Annotated in this window: 16 protein-coding genes; 6 read left to right on the forward strand and 10 right to left on the reverse strand. The window is 69.9% G+C overall.

Translation table 11 applies throughout. The features are described from left to right. The 4 genes from AC3IF1_RS06205 to hydA all read right to left on the reverse strand — a co-directional run bounded on the left by AC3IF1_RS06205 (position 1) and on the right by hydA (position 5,202). A complete protein-coding gene (locus tag AC3IF1_RS06205) occupies positions 1–933 on the reverse strand; it encodes an ABC transporter permease (protein WP_489216576.1) in 933 nt (310 codons plus the stop codon). A 247-nt stretch (positions 934–1,180) separates the two neighbouring features. Then, a complete protein-coding gene (locus AC3IF1_RS06210) occupies positions 1,181–2,443 on the reverse strand; it encodes an ABC transporter substrate-binding protein (protein ID WP_489216578.1) in 1,263 nt (420 codons plus the stop codon). A 16-nt stretch (positions 2,444–2,459) separates the two neighbouring features. Further along, positions 2,460–3,455: an ABC transporter ATP-binding protein gene (locus tag AC3IF1_RS06215; RefSeq protein WP_489216580.1), complete on the reverse strand. Its 996-nt coding sequence runs from the start codon at positions 3,453–3,455 to the stop codon at positions 2,460–2,462. A gap of 319 nt (positions 3,456–3,774) precedes the next feature. Beyond that, a complete protein-coding gene (hydA, locus tag AC3IF1_RS06220) occupies positions 3,775–5,202 on the reverse strand; it encodes a dihydropyrimidinase (RefSeq protein WP_489216582.1) in 1,428 nt (475 codons plus the stop codon). 364 nt (positions 5,203–5,566) lie between these two features. Between hydA and AC3IF1_RS06225 the strand changes: the two genes are divergently transcribed. Continuing rightward, positions 5,567–6,277, forward strand: a complete 711-nt coding sequence (locus tag AC3IF1_RS06225; RefSeq protein WP_243973331.1) for a Sir2 family NAD-dependent protein deacetylase — start codon at positions 5,567–5,569, stop codon at positions 6,275–6,277. Between the two features lie 218 nt (positions 6,278–6,495). Next, the gene (locus tag AC3IF1_RS06230) at positions 6,496–6,720 is read left to right on the forward strand and encodes a hypothetical protein (protein WP_243973333.1); all 225 of its coding nucleotides are present in this window, start codon (positions 6,496–6,498) and stop codon (positions 6,718–6,720) included. 463 nt (positions 6,721–7,183) lie between these two features. Here AC3IF1_RS06230 and AC3IF1_RS06235 read toward each other — a convergent pair whose 3' ends face one another. From AC3IF1_RS06235 to AC3IF1_RS06250, 4 genes are all read right to left on the reverse strand, one after another. Further along, the gene (locus AC3IF1_RS06235; protein WP_489216583.1) at positions 7,184–7,564 is read right to left on the reverse strand and encodes a hypothetical protein; all 381 of its coding nucleotides are present in this window, start codon (positions 7,562–7,564) and stop codon (positions 7,184–7,186) included. Between the two features lie 74 nt (positions 7,565–7,638). Beyond that, positions 7,639–9,966, reverse strand: coding sequence for a xanthine dehydrogenase family protein molybdopterin-binding subunit (locus AC3IF1_RS06240; protein ID WP_489216585.1), 2,328 nt, complete (start codon positions 9,964–9,966; stop codon positions 7,639–7,641). Next, positions 9,963–10,442 carry a (2Fe-2S)-binding protein gene (locus AC3IF1_RS06245; RefSeq protein WP_243973339.1) on the reverse strand — a complete coding sequence of 160 codons (480 nt, stop codon included), beginning with the start codon at positions 10,440–10,442 and terminating at the stop codon, positions 9,963–9,965. Before AC3IF1_RS06245 ends, AC3IF1_RS06240 begins: the two co-directional genes overlap by 4 nt. A 257-nt stretch (positions 10,443–10,699) precedes the next feature. Further along, positions 10,700–11,929, reverse strand: coding sequence for an MFS transporter (locus tag AC3IF1_RS06250; RefSeq protein WP_489216587.1), 1,230 nt, complete (start codon positions 11,927–11,929; stop codon positions 10,700–10,702). 157 nt (positions 11,930–12,086) lie between these two features. On the opposite strand from AC3IF1_RS06250, the gene AC3IF1_RS06255 reads away from it, so the two are divergent. Continuing rightward, positions 12,087–12,968 carry a LysR family transcriptional regulator gene (locus tag AC3IF1_RS06255; RefSeq protein WP_489216589.1) on the forward strand — a complete coding sequence of 294 codons (882 nt, stop codon included), beginning with the start codon at positions 12,087–12,089 and terminating at the stop codon, positions 12,966–12,968. 141 nt (positions 12,969–13,109) lie between these two features. Here the strand turns inward: AC3IF1_RS06255 and AC3IF1_RS06260 are convergent, their stop codons facing one another. Together AC3IF1_RS06260 and ispG are read right to left on the reverse strand one after the other, a co-directional pair. Further along, a complete protein-coding gene (locus tag AC3IF1_RS06260) occupies positions 13,110–15,119 on the reverse strand; it encodes a potassium transporter Kup (RefSeq protein ID WP_243973345.1) in 2,010 nt (669 codons plus the stop codon). A gap of 485 nt (positions 15,120–15,604) precedes the next feature. After that, positions 15,605–16,945 carry a flavodoxin-dependent (E)-4-hydroxy-3-methylbut-2-enyl-diphosphate synthase gene (gene ispG / locus AC3IF1_RS06265; protein ID WP_489216592.1) on the reverse strand — a complete coding sequence of 447 codons (1,341 nt, stop codon included), beginning with the start codon at positions 16,943–16,945 and terminating at the stop codon, positions 15,605–15,607. Positions 16,946–17,300: 355 nt separating this feature from the next. Between ispG and AC3IF1_RS06270 the strand changes: the two genes are divergently transcribed. From AC3IF1_RS06270 to AC3IF1_RS06280, 3 genes are all read left to right on the forward strand, one after another. Then, positions 17,301–18,428 (forward strand): patatin-like phospholipase family protein, encoded by a 1,128-nt coding sequence (locus AC3IF1_RS06270; protein ID WP_243973351.1) that lies wholly within the window; start codon positions 17,301–17,303, stop codon positions 18,426–18,428. A gap of 305 nt (positions 18,429–18,733) precedes the next feature. Then, complete coding sequence (locus AC3IF1_RS06275; RefSeq protein WP_489216594.1) at positions 18,734–20,362, forward strand: methyl-accepting chemotaxis protein; 1,629 nt, start codon at positions 18,734–18,736, stop codon at positions 20,360–20,362. A 141-nt stretch (positions 20,363–20,503) separates the two neighbouring features. Then, complete coding sequence (locus AC3IF1_RS06280) at positions 20,504–21,058, forward strand: glutathione peroxidase (RefSeq protein WP_489216596.1); 555 nt, start codon at positions 20,504–20,506, stop codon at positions 21,056–21,058. The last annotated feature ends 35 nt before the right edge of the window (positions 21,059–21,093 follow it).

Here is a 21,093-nt window from a genome sequence, read left to right on the forward strand (position 1 = left end):
CTACAGCTCCCTGCGCAGGTCGATCATCCGGGTGAGCCCGAGGATCATCAGCAGCACGGCGGCGAGCAGCACCACCGCGTTGGCGGCGGCGGCCGGGAATTGCAGGTAGGCCATCTGCACCTGGATCACCTTGCCGACGCTGGCGATCTGCTGGCCGCCCATCACGCCGACCGTGACGAAGTCGCCCATCACCAGGGTGACCACGAAGATCGACCCGATGGCGATGCCGGGCTTGGCCAGCGGCAGCACCACGTTCCAGAGGGCCTGGGACCCCGAGGCGCCGCAATCGCGCGCCGCCTCGATCAGCGACCGATCGATCCGGGCGAGGCTGTTGAAGATCGGCACGATCATGAAGACCGTGTCGAGGTGCACGAAGGCCAGCACCACCGAGAAGTCGGAATAGAGCAGGCCCTCGATCGGCGCCTTGATCAATCCGAGGCTGCGGAGCGTGTCGTTGACCAGGCCGTTGCGGCCGAGCAGCGGAATCCACGAGATCATGCGGATCACGTTCGAGGTCCAGAACGGGATCGTGCAGAGCAGGAACAGGCCCATCCGCACCGTGTCCGAGCGGACATGGAAGGCCAGGAAATAGGCGATGGAAAAGCCGAGCGGCAGGGTGATCGCCAGGGTGAGGGCGACGAATTTCAGGGTCGAGAGATAGGTGCGCAGTGTCGTGCAGAGGTCGGCCGACAGGCAGTCGTCGAACAGGTCGGCGTAGTTCTGCAGGGTCAGCGCCGGGGTGATCGCGTATTCGTTGTACTCCCAGAACGACACGATGCCGGTGAGCAGCAGCGGGACCACCAGGAAGACCAGGAACACCAGGGCCAGCGGCGCGGCCTGGAGATAGGCGAGGCTCGGCCGACGGCGCCGGGGGGCGGCCGCGACCGGCGCGGCAACGGTTTCGCTCGTGCGGGGGAGGGCAAGGTCGCTCACCGGATCGCCCTCGACGGCGCAGCGGCATCCCTCCCCCCTTTGCGGGGGAGGGTGGCCCGCGCAGCGGGTCGGGAGAGGGGAGCGCCGCTTCCGGAAGGAGTGCGACAGGAGTGGAATCCTGAACCGTCGCGCTGCCCTTCTCCCGACCCCTGCTGACGCAGGGGCCACCCTCCCCCGCCGAGGGGGGAGGGAGCCGGGTCTCGGCCTTGCCCGAGATCCGGTGCGGGACCGTGTGCGCGCATCTCGCTCACGCGGCGATGAACTCGTTCCACTTGCGCACCATGTAGGTGTTCTCGTCCATCACGGCGTTCCAGCAGGCGACCGCGCCCATGCGCTGGTCGAAGGAGCCGCCGTCGCGGGTGGCGCCGGCCTTCTCGATCAGGGTGCCGTCGGGGCCGAGGATGTCCTTCTCGGCGGGCTTGCCCTCCATCCAGAAGGCCCATTCGTAGGGCTGCATGTTCGCCTGCGCGGTCTCCAGCACGGCGGAATAGTAGCCCTGGCGGTTGAGGTAGGCCCCGGCCCAGCCGGACAGGAACCAGTTGATGAAGTCGTAGGCCGCGTCGAGCTTCTTCCCGCTCAGGGTCTTGGGGATGCCGAAGCCCTGGGCCCAGGCGCGGTAGCCTTCCTTGAGCGGCTGGTAGATGCAGGCCACGCCTTGCGCCCGCACCTTGGTGACGGCGGGGGACCACATCGACTGGATCACCGTCTCGCCCGAGGCCATCAGGTTCACGGATTCGTTGAAGTCCTGCCAGAAGGCCCGGAACTGGCCGGCGCGCTTGGCCTCGATCAGCACCTTGATGGTGCGGTCGATCTCGGGCCTGGTCATGTTGCCCTTGTCGCCGTAGGTGTAGTCGCCGGTGGCCTCCACCACCATGGCGGCGTCCATGATGCCGATCGACGGGATGTTCAGGATCGACGCCTTGCCCTTGAACTCGGGGTTGAGGAGATCCTTCCAGCTCTCCACCGGCCGCTTGATCAGGTCGGGCCGGATGCCCAGCGTGTCGGCGTTGTAGGTGGTCGGGATCAGGGTCAGCCACTCGGTCGGCGCGGACGCGAAGGTCTTGCCGGTCTGGCCTTCGAGGTAGAACACCTTCTTGGGCGCCGTGCCCTGGTCGCCGATCGTCTTGCCGGCGACCTCGCCCTTGGTGAACACCGAGGAGATCTTGTCGGCGAGCTTGATCCGCTTGGCGTCCATGCCCTGAAGGTTGCCCGACGGGATGATCTTCTTGAGGCTGAAATACTCGGTGTCGACGAGGTCGAAGGCGTTCGGCTGGGTGACGACACGCTTGGTCACCTCGTCGGTGACCACCGGTATGTAGTCGAGGGTGATGCCCAGATCCTCCTTCACCTTCCGGGCGATGTCGGCCGATTGGCTCACCGCGGTTCCGAGGTAGCGCAGCGTCACCGGCTCGGCCGCGTGCACCGCCGGGAAGCCGGTGACGGGCGTGGTCGCCAGAACCGCGGCGCCCTTGAGCAGTGTGCGCCGGCTCGGCTTCGGGAACAGGTCCATGGTCGTCTCCGTCTCCTTACGCGTCGAGGCGGTGGGCGGCCGCGACGTCCCAGCCGACCGGAACCGTGTCGCCCGGCCTGAGCGGGCGGGCGGCGAAGGCGGCGTCGCTGAGGATCGCGGTTAGCGCGGCCGGGCTCTCGGGCGCGCGCTCCAGCCCGTCGGCGTCGAGGCCGACATGGACGCTGGTGCCCTGGTACTCGACCGCCACCACCCGCGCCGGCCGCGCCTCCGGGCCGGCCTCTGCACCCAGCCGCATCCGGTCGGCCCGCACGGCGATCATCCCGTCGGGCAGGCGGATGACGTTGTGGCCGCCGATGAACCGGGCCACGAAGGCGGTGGCCGGCCGCTCGAACACCGTGCGCGGGTCGGCGGCCTGCTCGATCCGGCCGGCATTCATCACCACCACGAGGTCCGCGAGCGCCATCGCCTCCTCCTGGCTGTGGGTGACGTGGATGAAGGTCAGCCCCAGCTCGGTCTGGATCCGCTTCAGCTCGACCCGCATCCGCACCCGCAGGAACGGGTCCAGCGCCGAGAGCGGTTCGTCGAGCAGCAGCACCTTCGGACCGGTGACCAGCGCCCGGGCCAGAGCCACGCGCTGCTGCTGGCCGCCGGAGAGCTGGGCCGGCAGGCGCCCGGCGAGGTGGCTCATCTGGACGAGGTCGAGCATCGCCATCGCCTTGGCCCGGCGCTCGGCCTTGCCGATTCCACGCATCTTGAGGCTGAAGGCGACGTTGTCGCGCGCGTCGAGATGCGGGAACAGGGCGTAGCTCTGGAACATCATGGCGGTGCCGCGCGCGGCCGGTGCGGCGTCGCCCACCGCCTTCGGGCCGATCACCACGTCGCCCGCGCTGGCGCGCTCGTGGCCGCCGATCATCCGCAGGGTCGTGGTCTTGCCGCAGCCGGAAGGGCCGAGCAGGCAGCAATAGGCGCCCGACGGCACCTTCAAGTCGATGCCATCGACCGCGATGGCCGCGCCGTAGCGCTTGGTCAGGCCGATCAGCTCGACATTCATGCGCGTCTCCCCCGCTTCCCGACCGCCTTCACACGTCTCTATTGGACCATACGACCGGCCGGATCCGCGCGTCTCCCTCCCCCCTCTGCGGGGGAGGGTGGCCCCCGAAGGGGGTCGGGAGAGGGGAGCGACGATGCCGGCAAAGACGCGCTGCTCACCACGGCTCTGCTCCTTTCCTGATGCCGGGTTCCCCTCACCCGACCCCTGCTGACGCAGGGGCCACCCTCCCCCGCAGAGGGGGGAGGGAGGGTGCGTGGGAGATCCGGACTGCCAATCTTTGAAGCCCGTTTCCGCGGAGCAAGGGCCGGGCCAGGGGCCCTCATGCGCCCCGCCGCTCGGCCGGATCGACCGCCCGGTCGAGCACCTGCCCGCGCCCGGGCTCGGACAGCACCCTGCCGTCCTCGGCGATCACCTGCCCGCCCGCGATGGTCATCACCGGCCAGCCGGTGACGTCAAACCCCTCCCACGGCGTGTAGTCGGAGCCGTGGTGGAGGATCTCCTGGCGGATCGTCTCGCGCTTGTTGGGATCCCACAGGGTCAGGTCCGCGTCGAAGCCCGGGGCGATGGAGCCCTTGCGCGGGTACAGCCCATACATCTTGGCGTGGTTCGTGGCGGTCAGCGCCGCGAACTGGTTGAGGCTGATCCGCCCCTTCGAGACGCCCTCGGAGAAGAACACCGGCAGCCGGGTCTCGATGCCCGGGATGCCGTTCGGGATCCAGCGGAACGAGGTCTTTCCACGCGAGTTCAGCTTGCCCTGCGGGTCGTCGTAGCGGAACGGCGAGTGGTCCGAGGAGACCACGTCGAAGATCCCGCGCCGGATCCCCGACCACACCGCCTCCTGGCTCTCCGCATCGCGGGGCGGCGGCGAGCAGACGTATTTCGCCCCCGCCATCGGATCGTCGAGGCCGAGCCCCTTCATGTGCTCGGCGGTGAGGGTGAGATATTGCGGGCAGGTCTCGGCCCGGATCTTCAGGCCGCGCGCCTGCGCCCAGGCGATCTGCTCGGTGGCCTCGCGACCCGAGACGTGGACGATCACGATCGGCAGATCGATCAGCTCGGCATGGCTGATGGCCCGGTGGGCCGCCTCGCGCTCGACCACCTCGGGGCGCGATAGGGCGTGGCCGTAGGGCCTGGTCTCGCCGGCCCGCTCCAGCCGGTCGCTGAGATAGCGGATCGCGTCGTAGCCCTCGGCATGGACCATCACCCGGGCGCCCTCGCGCCGGGCGACGTGGAACACGTCGAGCAGCTGGCGGTCGTTCAGCACCAGATCGTCGTAGGTCATGAACACCTTGAACGAGGTGTAGCCGTCGGCCACCAGAGCCGGCAGCTCCTGGCCGAGCACCGCCTCGCTCGGATCCGAGATGATCATGTGGATCGCCACGTCCACGTGGCACTGCCCCTCGGCCTTGGCGCGATACGCATCGACCGCGCCGCGCAGCGACCCGCCCCGGGGCTGGACCGCGAAGGGCATTACGCAGGTGTTGCCGCCGGCCGCCGCCGCCTGCGTGGCGCTGGCGAAGTCGTCGGCCATGACGATGCCGGGGCCCGGATCCTGGGCGATGTGGACATGGCTGTCGATGCCGCCGGGCAGGACCAGGAGGCCGGAGGCGTCGATCACCCGGGCGGCGTCGGCGATGCCCTCGGCGACCGCCACGATCCGCCCGCCGCGCACGCCGACATCCGCCCGCACCGTGTCGCTCGCCGTGACGACCGTGCCGCCGCGGATGGCGAGATCGAATTCGGGCATGCCGCTCACTCCTCCGCGCCACCGGGCGCCTGTCGGGACAGGCCGATGCATCGTCCGCGCCGATTCTAGTCGGCACGAGGAGGGCACAGCCGTCCGGTGGGGTCCAGAGCGGTCACGGGTTCCCGAAGGGCATGCCCTTCGGCGGGGTTCCGGGGGTGGAACCTCTGAAGGCACCCAGGGCTCCGCCCTGGGCCCGCGACCGGTTACGAGGAGTCCTGGACATCGATGATCAGCAGCGCACCATCAGACATTTCGTGTCTCCCGGGTGGTACGAGACCGGCAGGATCGCGCCCTGGCCCGAGCCGCGACAGAAACCGCGCAGCCAGCCGGCGGACAGATCCGGCCCTTCAGCGGAGAGCGCCGCATGAGCACTCCAAAAAAGATCTTCGTCCTGACCGGGGCCGGCGTCTCGGCCGAGAGCGGGCTCGGCACGTTCCGGGACCGCGGCGGGATCTGGGCTCGCTTCGATCCCATGAAGCTCGCCACCCCGGAGGCTTATGCGGCCGATCCCGACACGGTGCTCGACTTCTACGATCACCGCCGCCGCGGCGTGATCGCGGCCGCGCCCAACGCGGCGCACGTCGCCCTGGCGCGGGCCGAGGCGCGTCTCACCGAGCGGGGCGGGACCCTGTTCCTGTGCACGCAGAACGTCGACGACCTGCACGAGCGGGCGGGCTCCCAGAGGGTCATTCACATGCACGGCGAGCTGCTCAAGGCCCGCTGCTGCGGCTGCGGCGCGGTCACGCCCTGGCGGGTGGACCTGAGCCGGGCGGAGGCCTGTCCGGCCTGCGGCACCGCCGGCCGGATGCGGCCCGACGTGGTCTGGTTCGGCGAGATGCCGATGCACCTCGACGCGATCGAGGCGGCGCTGGCGGCCGCCGACCTGTTCGTGGCGGTCGGCACCTCGGGGGCGGTCTACCCGGCGGCCGGCTACGTGCGGCAGGCGCGGTCGCTCGGCATCCCGACCTGCGAGATCAACCTCGATCCCTCCGACAACGCCGACGCGTTCGACGCGGCCCGCTACGGGCCGGCGAGCGAGGCTCTGCCGCGCTATCTCGCCGATCTCGGATTGTGAGGCGTCCGGCGCGGCCGGAAGGGCTTGCGACGCTTGGCCTTTTCGATTCGTCGCGGGATTCCCCGGCGAGGACCAAAATCTCAAATGACGCGAATCACGTCGCCGCGACCTGTCAAGAACTGTTCGGCCCGTTGCCCACCGGTTACAACGGCCAAGCTCGGGCTCGGCATCGCGGCCCTCCCGGGCGTTCGTTGAAGCCACAGGGGAAGCGACGACCCATGCAGCACTTCACCGTAACCGACCGCGAGCGCGACACCGTCCTGGCGGCGCTGCGCTATTATCAATTCTACCGGATGCAGGGACATCCCTTCGACCCGCGCCAGGACCACCTGATCGACACGATCGCCGGCCGGACCGGCGAGGCCCTGAACCTCACGGAGATCGACGATCTCTGCGCCGGCCTGAGCGGCCACCGCCACGCCCTGGCGGCCAAGGCGGCCTGAGGCTGCGCCGCTCCGGGGCGCGCCGGGGCTCTCTACCCCGAAAGGCCAGTTTCGCCGGGCCGGGCATCATGTCCGCGCAGCCCCGCGAGGTCCGGCGGCATTCCTGCTGACGGCGGCGGGCTACGGCGACGCCTCGCGGGTTCGGCACCGAAACGTCGTGATCGAGATCAGCGCCCTCGGGCGGCGAGCGCTGCGGATCGAACGCCAACGCGGGATTCCAGAGGGCGAGCCCTTTGGCGGGGTGCCAGGGCGTAACCCCGGCGCATCCGGGCACGCCTCAGCGCAGGGGCTCGGCCCTGCACCCGCAAGACAGTCGCCGGATCGCGTTCCAGGCGTCCGGGCGAGGGGCGCTTCTCCCATCCGGACCGCGAACTCACCCACCCTACGGGGCAAACACCCTGACAGGGCTGGATCACGGAGCTTTTTGGAACCGTGACCTCAACCCCTGCTGGGCTTCGGCGCCTCAGGGCGTCTTCTTCAACTGCTGCTCGGCGCGGGACAGGGCCGCTTCGCAGCCCGTGGCGTCGCCTTTCGAATCCGCCGTGCGCGCTTCGTCCAGGGCGACCTTCGCCTGTTGGGCGGCGTCCGCTCCCTGGCCGGCCTGGGCGGATTTCTCAGGCGGGGCCTGCGGCGACTCGTTCGCCCGCTGCCCCTCCGTGCCGGTCATCCCCTCGCTGCCGCGCTTGGCGGCGTTGCCCTGGCCGCTGGTCGAGGCGGAGATCGACTGGGTCAGCTCGGACTGGACCCGCTTGGAGACGCCATCGATCCGGTCGCCGCAGGGCGAGGCGAGGGCGGGGGCCGCCGTCAGGATCAGGCAGGCCGTGAGGGCGGCGGAACGCATCATCGTATCGGGTTCTTTCCAAAAAAAGGGGGCCGCGGATCCCCCGCGGCCCCCAACGTCTCACCAGCCTTGCGGGTTCAGGCGCTGAGCTGATCGCGGATCGGCAATTGCCGCACCCGCCGGCCCGTGGCCGCGAAGATCGCGTTGGCGATGGCCGGCGCCACCGGCGGCACGCCGGGCTCGCCGACGCCGCCGAGGGGGCCGTCAAAGGTTCCGGACGACACGAGGTGCACACGGATCACCTTCGGGGCGGCGTCGATCCGGATGATCTCGTAGCCGTCGAAGTTGTTCTGCACCGCGCGGCCCTGCTTGAAGGTGATCTCGGAGGTGAGGGCGAGCCCCATCCCCATAACCACCGCACCCTCCATCTGCGAGCGGATGCGTTCCGGGTTGACCTGCGGCCCGCAATCCACCGCGATGTCGATCGCCTTCACCTTCACCTGGCCCTTGTCGTCGACCTCCACCTCGGCCGCCACCGCCGTGTAGGTGACGAAGCTGTAGTGGCCGGCGATGCCGAGGCCGGTTCCCTTGGGCATGTCCCGTCCCCAGCCGGCGCCCTTCGCGGCCGCCTCGATCACGCCGCGCAGGCGGCCGGTGTCGATCGGGTAGCGCTTCGGGTCCTCGCCGTAGTTCCAGACGTCGCCGATCTCGGTCGGGTCGATCTTCCGGTCGGGGCCGAGGAGGTCCAGCAGGTATTCCTTCGGCTCGCGGCCGGCGGCGTGCGCCAGTTCCGACACGAAGGACTGGATCGCGAAGGCGTGCGGGATGTTCGACACCGACCGGAACCAGCCGACGCGGACATGGGCGGCGGCCTCGGGGTTCTCCAGCCGCATGTTCGGGATGTTCAGCGGCGTGTTGACCAGCCCCATGCCGAGCTCGAACGGCAGCTCGTGCTTCGGATCGGGTGCGAAGATCGAGCCGATCGTCGGCGCCACCGAGCGGTGCAGCCACGCCACCGGCATGCCCTTCTCGTCGAGGCCGGCCTCCAGGTGCTCCACCGAGATCGTGTGGTAGAAGCCGTGGTGGATGTCGTCTTCGCGGGTCCAGGCGAGCTTCACCGGCGCACCGCCGACGGCCTGCGAGCAGAGCGCCGCCTCGACCACGTAGTCGGGCTTGGACTTGCGGCCGAAGCCGCCGCCGAGCAGCGTGACGTTCACCTTGACCTTGTCGTCGGGGAGCTTGAGCGCCTTCATCAGGCGGTCGTTGGCCGCCTGCGGGCCCTGGACGCAGGCCCAGGCCTCGCAGAACCCGTCCTTGACCCGCGCTACCGCGGCCGGGGGCTCCATCGGCGCCTGGGCGAGGTGGGGCACGAAGTACTCGGCCTGGACCTTGGTCTTGGCCTTGGCCATGGCGCCGTCGACATCGCCCTGGTTGCGCACGACCTTGCCGGGCTTGCGGGCGGCGGCCTCCAGCTCCTTGCGGAAAACGTCGGTGTCGTAGCCGGCGTTCGGGCCGTCGTCCCAAGTGATCTTCAGGGCGTCGCGCGCCTTCAGGGCCGCCCAGGTGTTCTTGGCCACGACGGCGACGCCGCCGAGCGGCATGAACTCCGAGGGGATCTCGCCGCCGTCGATCGTGAAGATCTTGACGACGCCGGGGACCTTCTTGGCCGCGCTGTCATCGACCGACTTCACCTTGCCGCCGTAGACGGCCGGGCGGGCGACGACCGCGTAGAGCATTCCGTCGAGCTTGGTGTCGAGGCCGTAGACGGCCCGCCCCGTGGTGATGTCGAAATTGTCGATCAGCCCGACCTTGCCGGTTCCGATGTAGCGGAAGTCCTTCGGATCCTTCAGCGTGACGTCGGTGGGCACCGGCAGCTCGGCGGCTGCCTGCGCCACGGCGCCGTAGCCGAGGGTACGGCCCGACTTGGCGTGGGTCAGGGTGTGGTTGACGGCGCTCACCTCGGAGGCCGGCACGCCCCATTGCTTGGCGGCGGCCTGAATCAGCATCAGCCGCGCGGCGGCGCCCGCGTGGCGGAAATGCTGGAAGAAGTGGCGGGTCGAGCGCGAGCCGTCGGTGTCCTGGTTGCCGAACCGGGTCTCGTCGCCCCAGGCCTGGACGACCTTCACCTTCGACCAGTCGGCCTCCAGCTCGTCGGCGACCGTGAAGGCCACCGAGGTGCGGATGCCCTGGCCCATGTCAGAGCGGTGGTTGGTCACCGTCACGGTGCCGTCCGGCGCGATCGACACGAAGACCTTGGGATCGTCGCGCCAGCCGTGCGGCATGCCGTCGGCGCCGAATTTCTGCTCCTTCTGCTCCTGGGTCTGGGTCTCGTCGGCCCGGGCGGGGCGGAGCGACAGGGCGAGAACCAGGGCGCCGGCACCGCCGAGAAGGCCGCGGCGGCTGACGTTGGCGAGGGCCGGCTTGGCCGTGGCGAGATCCGCCATCATCTGTGCGTCGTGGATCACAGGCGCTCTCCCTTGCTGGCGGGGGCCGTCTGGCCGGCGGCCTGATGGATCGCCGCGCGGATGCGCGGGTAGGTGCCGCAGCGGCAGATGTTGCCGCTCATCGTGTCGTCGATGTCCTGGTCGGAGGGCTTGGGCGTGTCCTTCAGGAGGGCGGCAGCCTGCATGATCTGGCCGCACTGGCAGAAGCCGCACTGGGCGACGTTCAGGTCGCGCCACGCCGCCTGCACCGGGTGGTTACCGTCCGGCGACAGCCCCTCGATGGTGACGACCTCCTGGCCCTCGGCCGCCGAGAGCGGGGTGATGCAGGCGCGGGTCGCGGCGCCGCCGAGATGGATCGTGCAGGCCCCGCAGAGTGAGACGCCGCAGCCGAACTTGGTGCCGGTGAGCCCGAGCTCGTCCCGCAGGTACCACAGCAGCGGCATGTCGGGATCGCCGTCGAAGCTGCGCTGAGCCCCGTTCACGGTGAGTTTGATCATCGATGCATCCTGTCTGGCGGCGCCGGAGCGGCGTTCAGTCGGGTCCGAGCCGGAAGCGCCGACCGCTCCTCTGGTCCACGCGTCCGCCTCTGGGGCAAACCCGGCGAACGGGCCTCTGGGTTCGGAAGTGGAAGAATTCTAATCCACCCCGGGAGACTTGTGCAACGCAAGGTGGGCGCGGCATGCCGCCGGAGGTCCGCGCCCGGGACATGCCGCGTGTGGCGGCGCACATGCGGATGTCTTGGAGAAATGCCTCTTCAGGGTCGCGTGTGCGGAAAGCCATGCTGCCGCGCCGTCCCGATGACGATCAGGGTCGGCACGAGCAGGGCGAGCAGAGCAGGCGCGAAGGCGCCGGTACCGACCCTGTCGAGCAGCAGGCCGCCGATGAGTCCGCCGCCCGCGATCGCCACGTTCCAGACCGTGACCAGCATCGCCTGGGCGAGATCGGCCGCGTCACCGGACGCCTTGGCCAAAGCCGCCTGAAACAGGGTCGGCACGCCGCCATAGGCGAGCCCCCAGATCGCGGCGGCGGCACAGATCGCCGCCGGATCGTCATTCCGGAGGCCGAAGATCAGCGTCGCGAGCCCGAACAGGCCGGCGCTGAGCAGCGTCAGCGCCCGCGCATGCCGGTCGATCAGGGCGCCCACGACCCAGAGGCCGATCAGCGAGGCGGCGCCGAAGATCAGCAGCACCAGATCCGTCCGCTCGCTCATGCCGCCGGCGGCGAGGAACGGCGCGACGTAGGTGTAGAGGATGTTGTGAGCCAGCACGAAGGCCAGCGTCACGAACAGCACCGGGCGCACGCCGGCGATCGAGACCACGTCGCGCAGGGCATGGCGCCGGCCGCCCAACTGGCCGGGGAAGTCGGGCACCGTGACTAGGACCCACGCGACGAGGATCAGCGTCAGCCCGCTCATCACGCCGAAACAGGGCCGCCAGCCGATCGCCGTGCCGAGAAAGGTGCCGGCGGGGATGCCCAGCGAGAGTGCCAGAGGGATGCCGCCCATGGCGATTGCGATGGCACGGCCCTTCTGGTGCTCCGGCACCATGCGGGCCGCGTACCCGACGAGCAGGGCCCAGAGCAGGCCGGCCGAGACGCCGGCAACGAGGCGTGCCGCCAGCGTCAGGGCGTAAGACGCCGAGACCGCCGTGACGGTGTTGGCCACCGCGAAGCCGAGGATCGCGGCCAGCAGCAGCGTCCGGCGGCGCATGCCCTGGGTCGCCGCCGTCAAAGGGATCGCGGCGATCAGCGAGCCCAGTGCGTAGATCGTGACGAGCTGCCCGGCCAGGGATTCCGGCACCGCGAGGCCGGCGCCGATCTGCGGCAGCAGGCCGGCGGGCAGCGCCTCGGTCAGGACGGTGATGAAGCCGGCGAGCGCCAGCGCCAGCAGCCCTGCCAGGGGAAGGCTGGTCGGTTCGGTCGGATCGCTGCTTTTGCCGGCCATGGCTTGGCCGGGAAGGGTTCGGGGTTCCGGGGTCGCCGTCATCGCTCACCTGTCCGATCGAGGCGGTGCCCTCGCTGGCGGGAGCGCCAGCAGACCGAGCACCGACTCGGGCGGCGACGATAGAATCGCTGGCGCGCTCCGATCATCGGGCTACAATTCGCGACATATCGGACAGATCGGTCCGCAATCGGCGAGCGCGATGGACAGGCTCGGCTCCCTCACCGCCTTCATGCAGGCCGCCGAGGCGCGCAGCTTCACGGCGGCGGGCCGGCAGCTCGGCGTCTCCGCCTCGGCGGTCGGCAAGGCGGTGGCGCGCCTGGAGGAGCGGCTCGGCGTCCGGTTGTTCCACCGCTCGACCCGGGTGGTCACGCTGACCCCGGAAGGCGGGCAGTTCCTCGAACGCTGCCGGAAGATCCTCTGCGAGATCGAGCAAGCCGAGTTGGAATTGTCCCGGACGCGGGATGCCCCGCGCGGAAAACTGCGGGTCAGCCTGCCGATGGTCGGCCGGCTGATGGTGCCGACGCTCTCGGCCTTCATGGAAACCTGGCCGGAGATCGAGCTCGACCTCGATTTCACCGACCGGCTGGTCGACGTGATCGACGAGGGGTTCGATGCGGTGATCCGCACCGGCGAGGCCCGGGATTCGCGGCTGATGACTCGGGTGCTCGGCAGCTACGACCTCAAGCTGGTCGGCGCGCCCGCCTATTTCGCCACGCACGGAATCCCGGGCTCGCTCGGCGACCTCGCCGGGCACCGGTGCCTGCGCCATCGCTTCCCGACCACCGGCCGGCTGGAGGATTGGCTGCTGGGGGCGGGCGACACGATCGACCTGCGGACTGCGGCGACCTCCAACACCATCGAGCCGCTGGTCTGCCTGGCCGAGCGCGGCCTCGGCATCGCCTGCCTGCCGGATTTCGCGGTCCGCACGCAGATCGCGGCCGGGACGCTGATGAGCGTGCTGGACGACGCGGTGCATCGCTGCGGCACCTTCCGCATCCTCTGGCCGTCGAGCCGTCAGCTCGCGCCGAAGATCCGAGTCTTCGTGGATTTCATGGCGGAGAACCTGTTCGCGCCGCCATGACGATCCGGGTTTCAAAAGGGCTCAGCCCTTTTGCGACTGCAGGGCAGAGCCCTGCAAGCCTCCGGGCTCCGCCCCGGAACCCCGCCAAAGGGCTGAGCCCTTTGGAAACCCGTTGTTTCCTGTGTGCGATCAGGATCGCCCCTATACCGTCACCTGCGTGCCCACCTCGACCACCCGCCCCGTGGGGATCTGGAAGAAGTCCGTCGCGTCGTTGGCGTTCTTGGCCAGCGTAATGAAAATCCGGTCCTGCCAGAGCGGCATGCCGGAATGCGCCGCCGGCCGGATCGAGCGGCGCGACAGGAAGAACGACGTCGCCATGATGTCGAACTTGAAGCCCTGGCGGCGCAGCAGCACCAGGGTCTTCGGGATGTTCGGCGTCTCCATGTAGCCGAACTTCATCACCACCTTGTAGAAATGCGGGCCCACCGGCTCGATCCGGACCTTGTCGGCCTCGTTGGAGCGGGGCGTGTCCACCGTCTCCACGGTGAGGATCACGTTCTTCTCGTGCAGCACCTTGTTGTGCTTGAGGTTGTGCAGGAGCGCCGCCGGGGCGATCTCGGGGTCGCTCGTCAGGAACACCGCGGTGCCGCGCACGTGGTGGGGCGGGCTCTTCTCCAGCATGCCGACCAGCTCGACGAGGGGCACGTCGGTCTTGCGGGTCTTGTTGAACAGGATCGTGACCCCGCGCACCCAGGTCCACATCACCACCACGAGTCCGCCCGCGAGCAGCAGGGGCACGTAGCCGCCCTCCACCACCTTGATCAGGTTGGAGAGCAGGAACAGGAACTCGACCACGATGAACGGCAGCATCGCCGCCGCCGCCGCCACCGGCGACCAGTTCCACATGCGCCACATCACCAGGAAGGTCAGCGCGGCGGTGAGCAGCATCGTGCCGGTCACCGCGATGCCGTAGGCCGAGGCCAGCGACGACGAGGTCTTGAACAGCACCGCCAGCAGGACGACGCCGACCATCAGCAGCCCGTTGATCTGCGGCAGGTAGATCTGGCCGGCATGGGACTCGGAGGTGTGGCGGATCTCCAGCCGCGGCAGCAGCCCGAGCTGGATCGCCTGCCGGGACAGGGAGAAGGCACCGGTGATCACCGCCTGGCTCGCCACCACGGTGGCGATCGTGGCGAGGATCACCATCGGCAGCAGGCCCCAGGCCGGCACGAGCTGGAAGAACGGGTCGGCGGTGTCGGGCTTCTCCAGCACCAGGGCGGCCTGGCCCAGATAGTTGAGGGCGAGCGACGGGAAGACCAGGCCGATCCAGGCCAGCTGGATCGGCTTGCGCCCGAAATGGCCGAGATCGGCGAACAGCGCCTCGGCCCCGGTCACCGCCAGGAAGACCGCGCCCAGCGCCACCAGCGCCCCGGTGCCGTGGCCCAGGAGGTAGACCACGGCGTGCCAGGGATTGAGCGCCCGGAACACCTCCGGGTGCAGGGCGATATGCGGCAGCGCGGCCAGCGCCATGGCGAGGAACCACACGATGGTCACCGGGCCGAAGAAGGCCGCGACCTTGCCGGTGCCGCGGTTCTGCACGAGGAACAACGCCACGATGATCACCACGGTGATCGGCAGCACGTAATCGTCGAGGGCGGGGGTGACGAGCTTCAGGCCCTCCACGGCCGAGAGCACCGAGATCGCCGGGGTGATCACCGCGTCGCCGTAGAACAGCGAGGCCCCGAGCAGCCCGAGCATGAACACGATGCGCGAGCCGCCCAGCGCCTTGCGGGCGAGCGCCATCAGCGAGAGGATGCCGCCCTCGCCGTTGTTGTCCATGCGCAGCAGGATCGCGACGTACTTGACGGTCACGATCAGGAACAGCGCCCACAGGATCAGCGAGACGGTGCCGATCACCTCCTCGGGCAGCAGGATGCCGTCGGTGCGGGCCGGGACCAGGGCCTCGCGGAACGCGTAGAGCGGGCTGGTGCCGATGTCGCCGTAAACGACGCCGACGGAGCCGACGAGCAGCGTCCAGAAGCCCGCATGGCCTTGCCGGGTCTCGGCTTTTTCGGGGGCGTCGAGGGTGCCGGAGGTGGCCGGGCCCTGCGTCGAGGTTTGGCTGTCGGCCCCCTCGGCCGCGGGCCGCGCGCCGTCGGACGCGTCGGGCGCGGGCTGGGGTGCTACGCCGGGTGCGAAGGTTTGGCTCATGCGGATGTCGGAAGCTCGGGCGTGGCCGGCGCTTCGCGGTTCGGCTCAGGGGCCAGTCGGGGCCGGGCAGAAAACGCGAAGACTCCGCCGAACCGCGCGGGCCGGCCACCGGGCCGACCGCTCACGGGATCGTGGCGCCTTGCTATCACGGCCTCGGTCGGCCGGGAACCGGGTGCGACGCGAAGATCGCCGTGTCGCAGCTGCGCATCGAAGGCCGGGGTCTCAGAGGAATCGCGCGCGCTCCCTTCCCCCTCTGCGGGGGGAGGGTGGGCCGGCCGTCAGGCCGGGTCGGGAGAGGGGAGCGCGGCCTCAGGATGGCGCGGAGCAGGTTTGAAGGCCAAAGCCTTGTCTGCACCGTCGCTCCCCTCTTCCGACCCCCTCCGGCGGCCACCCTCCCCCGCAAAGGGGGGAGGGGGATGCGCGGCGAATATGGGTTGCCATGACAGCAAAATCGCAGGGCAGCGCGCTCCCCCGCGGCCCGAACCTCACTCCGCGGCGGTGCGCGTCCCGCCCTGGCCGAACCGGCGCTCGATGTAGTCGATCACGATCGTCTCGAAATCCTTGGCGAGCGTCGCACCGCGCAGCGTCATCGCCTTCTTGCCGTCGATGAAGACCGGCGCGGTCGGGGTCTCGCCGGTGCCGGGCAGGGAGATCCCGATATCGGCGTGCTTCGATTCGCCCGGGCCGTTCACGATGCAGCCCATCACGGCGACGTTCAGCCCCTCGACCCCCGGATAGGTCTTCTTCCATTCCGGCATGGACGTGACGATCCAGTTCTGGATGTCCCGGGCCAGCTCCTGGAAGGTGGTCGAGGTCGTGCGGCCGCAGCCGGGGCAGGCCGCCACCATCGGCACGAAGGTGCGGAACCCCATGGTCTGCAGGAGTTCCTGGCTGGCCTTCACCTCCACGCTCCGGTCGCCGCCGGGCTCGGGGGTGAGCGAGTAGCGGATCGTGTCGCCGATCCCCTCTTGGAGCAGCACGCCGATGGCCGCCGAGGCGGCCACCAGGCCCTTCGAGCCCATGCCGGCCTCGGTGAGGCCGAGATGGATCGCGTAGTCGGAGCGCCGCGCCACCTCGCGGTAGACCGCGATCAGGTCCTGCACCGCCGAGACCTTGGCGGAGAGGATGATCCGGTTCTGCGGCAGGCCGAGTTCCACGGCGCGGTCGGCGGAGCCGATCGCCGAGCGCACCATCGCCTCGCGCATCACCGCGCGGGCATCGATCGGCCGGGGCGCCTTGGCGTTCTCGTCCATCATGTGGGTGAGCAGCTCGCCGTCCAGCGAGCCCCAGTTGGCACCGATCCGCACGGTCTTGCCGTACTTGATCGCCTGCTCGATGATCGTCGAGAACTGGGTGTCCTTCTTGTCCTTGAAGCCGACGTTGCCGGGGTTGATCCGGTACTTGGCCAGAGCCTCAGCGCAGGCCGGGTGGTCGGCGAGCAGCTTGTGGCCGATGTAATGGAAGTCGCCGATCAGGGGCACGTGGACGCCGATCCGGTCCAGGCGCTCGCGGATCTTCGGCACGGCGGCCGCCGCCTCGTCGCGGTCCACGGTGATGCGGACCAGCTCCGAGCCGACCCGGGCGAGCTGGGCGACCTGCGCCACCGTGGCGTCGATGTCGGCGGTGTCGGTGTTGGTCATCGACTGGACGACGATCGGCGCACCGCCGCCGACCGTGACCGCGCCCTCACCCGTGCCGACCGTGACGCCGACCGTGCGGTGGCGCGGCGCGGGGCCGGCGATCTCCGGGCCGCCCGCGGCCAGGGGGTTCCCGGCGGCGGGGAGTTCGGCGGCGGTGTCGGAACGGGTGGCTTCCATGACTTCCATCGTGGACCTTCGCGTGCGCGCCTCGCGAGGCGCCGGAGCCGTCAGAGCCGTCGGGCCTGTCCCGGGGACACGCCGCGCCGGAACTTCGGGGCTGCCGCGGGGGAGGTGCGGACGACCCGGCGCGGCGTAAAGCCGGTGCCCCACGGGACAGCATCGCGCAGGACAACATCGCGGATCTCATGTCGCATCTGCGCGCGGATGTCGAGTTTGCCGTGCGGCCAGCGGGGTTTTCGTCCGCCTCTGTTGCCGATCCGCTCGCGCGGGCGCGCCGCCGGGCGGCGGGCCGCAACCCTGCCGCGCGGTTGATGCTGCGCTGCAGCATATCCATTTTGTCGGCCTGACCCAGGAGGCCGACATGAGCCAGCACTTCGGCGGCGCCGAGCCGCACAATCCCGCCACCGCCGTGCCGGAGACGCCCGTCTCGGACGCGATCGACGCGCAGCCGGGGCAGATGCCGGGCCACATGCTGGCCGGCCCCGGGGCCGAGAAGCCGGTCGCCCTGGCGCTGCAGGGGGGCGGGGCGCACGGCGCCTTCACCTGGGGCGTGCTCGACGCCCTGATCGAGGACGGGCGCCTCGGCTTCGAGGCGGTGACGGGGGCGAGCGCGGGGGCGATGAACGCCGTCGTCCTGGTGGATGGCTGGCTCAAGGGCGGCCCGGACGGGGCCCGCGAGGGTCTCGAGCGATTCTGGCGGGAGGTGAGCCTCGACGGCGACCTCGGCCCGGCCCAGCGCCACCTCGTCAGCGGCTTGTTCAACCTTTGGAAGGGAAACCCGGTGGCCGAATTCTGGTCCAAGATGCTGTCGCCGAGCCCCTACGTGTCGAACCCGCTCAACATCAACCCGCTGCGCAAGGCCCTGGCCGAGCAGGTCGATTTCGAGCGCCTGCGCGCGGCCGACACGGCGGGCGTGTTCGTCTCGGCGACCAATGTCTGGACCGGCAAGCTCGCGGTGTTCGAGCGCGAGCGCCTGACCGTGGACCACTTGATGGCCTCGGCCTGCCTGCCCACGGTCTTCCAGGCGGTGGAGATCGACGGCGTGCCCTACTGGGACGGGGGCTATCTCGGCAATCCGCCGCTCTACCCCCTGCACCGGGGCGCCCAGACCCGCGACATCGTGCTTGTCCAGATCAACCCCGTCGAGCGGCGCGAGACCCCGCGCACGGAGCGCGAGATCCGCGACCGGCTCAACGAGATCACCTTCAACGCCAATCTGATGCGGGAACTGCGCGCCATCGATTTCGTCGACGGGCTGATCGAGGAGGGCACCCTCGGCCAGGGGCAGTACCGCCGGGTCCTGGTGCATCGGATCGACGGCACCGACGCCCTGGAGGACTACAACGCCGCCTCCAAGCTCGACGCCCGCTGGACCGTCTTCAAGCGCCTGCGCGACAAGGGCCGCGGGGCGGCACGGTCTTGGCTCGCCGAGACCTATGAGGCGATCGGCCGGGATTGCTCGATCGACCTACAACAGGCCTATCAGTGAGCGGGCCACCGCGCGCCATCGCTGCGGCAGGCCGTCGTTCAGTAATCGTCCAGGGCGCGAATCACAACTAAAGGTCTGTGTCGGTATAATTTCGCGGCATTCAAGCCGTGATTTTGTCCATGTGCTACGAATATCTGCTATTTTAGCAATAATAAGACCTTCACGTGCGGACTATATGCGTCTTCGTCTGGGTTCGGGAGGCCCAGACGATCACGGAAAACCGTGCCGGGAGGGGGCGTATCATGCCAATTCATTTGGTAAAAATGAGAATCAGCGTCAAGATCGCGCTCGTGATAAGCGCGCTGATGGCTGTAATGATTGTCGTCTCCGCGATTTCAATAAAGAATATAGCGCGAATCGAGGGGACCGAGGAGCGGAACGCGCACACGCAGGCGTTGCTGGTCGAGGTCGAGCGCATGAACGCCGCGATGATCGATCGCGAGACTGGCCTGCGCGGCTACTTGATCTCCGCGGATCCGCGCTTCCTCGAGCCCGAAACGGCGGGTCGACAGACCTTTGCCACGACGTGGGCGGCTGTCCAGCAACTGACCGCGGACAATCCCGTGCAACAGGCCCGGCTCGCGGCGCTGAGGAGCGCGGCCGAGCGCTGGAGCCACGAGATCGCCGACAGCGAGATCGCGCTGATGGGCGATGCCGCGACGCGGGAGGAGGCACGCCGTCAGGTCAGTGCGGGCGCGGGCAAGGCGCTGATGGACAGCATCCGCGCGAAGACGGCCGAGATCGCACAGACCGAGCGGGCCTTGATGCAGGAACGCGCCGTCGCCGCCGCGGAGGCCATCGCCACGTCGCGCTTGGCCAGTCTCGGCGGCCTCGGCCTGATGACGGTGATTGCCCTCACCGGGCTTGTGCTGCTGCAACTCGGCATCGCCAAGCCGATCCGCGCCATAACGGATGCGATGCGCAAATTCGCCGCGGACGACCTCACGGCCAAGGTGCCCGGCGTAGGCCGAGGCGACGAGATCGGGGCCATGGCCGACGCCGTGCAGGTCTTCCGGGATGGCCTGGCGCGCGCCAAGACCCTGGAACTGGAGGCGGCCCAGGCGCACGCCACCCAGGAGGCGCAGCGCAAGGCCACGATGCGGGAGATGGCCGACCGCTTCGAGGCGGCGGTCGGGGGTGTGGTGCGCGCCGTCACGGCCGCGGCGGCCGAACTGCAATCCACCGCCGAGACCATGAGCGCGGCCGCCGCCGAGACGGCGAGCCAATCGACCTCGGTGGCCGTCGCGGCCGAGGAGGCGGCCGCGAATGTCGGAACGGTGGCGGCCGCCGCCGAGGAGCTCGGCGCGACGGTCGGCGAGATCGGCCGCCAGGTGCAGGCGTCGACCGGCGTCGCCAGCGCGGCCGTCGCCGAAGCCGGGAAATCCTCGGACCTGATGCAGAGCCTGCAGGCGAGCGCGGCGCGGATCGGCGATGTCGTCGGCCTCATCTCGGGTATCGCCGCACAGACGAACCTTCTGGCGCTCAATGCCACCATCGAGGCCGCCCGGGCCGGAGAATCCGGCCGCGGCTTCGCCGTGGTGGCGACCGAGGTCAAGGAGCTGGCCGCTCAGACCGCCAAGGCCACCGAGGAGGTCGCCCGCCAGATCGGGGAGATCCGATCCTGCACCGGGGACGCCTCCGGGGCCCTCGTCGTGGTCGTCTCCCGCATCGAGGAGATCAGCGCATTGGCCGATGGGATCGCCGCCGCGATCGAGCAGCAGGGATCGGCCACCGAGGAGATCGTCCGGAACGTCGGGCACGCGTCGACTGGCACCGGCGCGGTGACGCACAACATCGCGGGCGTCGCCCGGGCGGCGCAGGGGGCAGGAGCGGCCGCCGCGCATGTGCTCGGCTCCGCCTCGGACCTCTCGGTGCAGGCGCGGCGGCTCGACGCGGAGGTCCACGACTTCCTCGAAACCGTCCGGGCGGCCTGAGCCGGTCCCCCCCCCGCCGGGACGGCTCGCCCCGCGACTGCGACGAAGCCGCCTTCCCGGCGGGCGAAACGCGGGGCGGCCTGGCGCGTTGTCGCGCAGCGGGATACCGGATTGGGTCCTGCGCGAAACGAGGCCGCCCCCATGACGCTGCTGCGCCGCGAGGCCCTGATCCTGATCGGCGCCGGACTCGCCGGCGGCGCCCGCGCCGCCGAGGCCACGCGGGCCACCGACTTCGCCTTCGCGACGCCGGAGGGCGGCCCGATGCCGCTTTCGGCCTATGCGGGCAAGCCCATCCTGGTGGTCAACACCGCCACCGCCTGCGGCTATGCCGGGCAGCTCGCCGGTCTCCAGACCCTGTGGACGCGCTTCGGTGACCGGGGTCTCACGGTGATCGGCGTGCCGTCCCCCGATTTCGGCAATCAGGAGCCGCTGGACGGGCCTGCCATCGCCGAGGCCGCCCGAAAGAACCACGGCGTCACCTTCCCGCTCACCGCCAAGACCCACGTGAAGCTCCCTGCCGCTCACCCGTTCTACCGCTGGGCCGCCGCCGAGCGCCCGTCCGAGACCCCGCACTGGAACTTCCACAAATATCTCGTCGCCCGGGACGGCACCCTGGCGGCGGCCTTCGCCACGCAGGTCGAGCCCACCGATCCGCGGGTGATCGCCGGCATCGCGGCCGCCCTCGACCGGGCCTGAACGCCCGCCGGCGGGATTAAAGCGCCGCGCCCCGG

The organism is Methylobacterium sp. E-012, assembly GCF_057836545.1.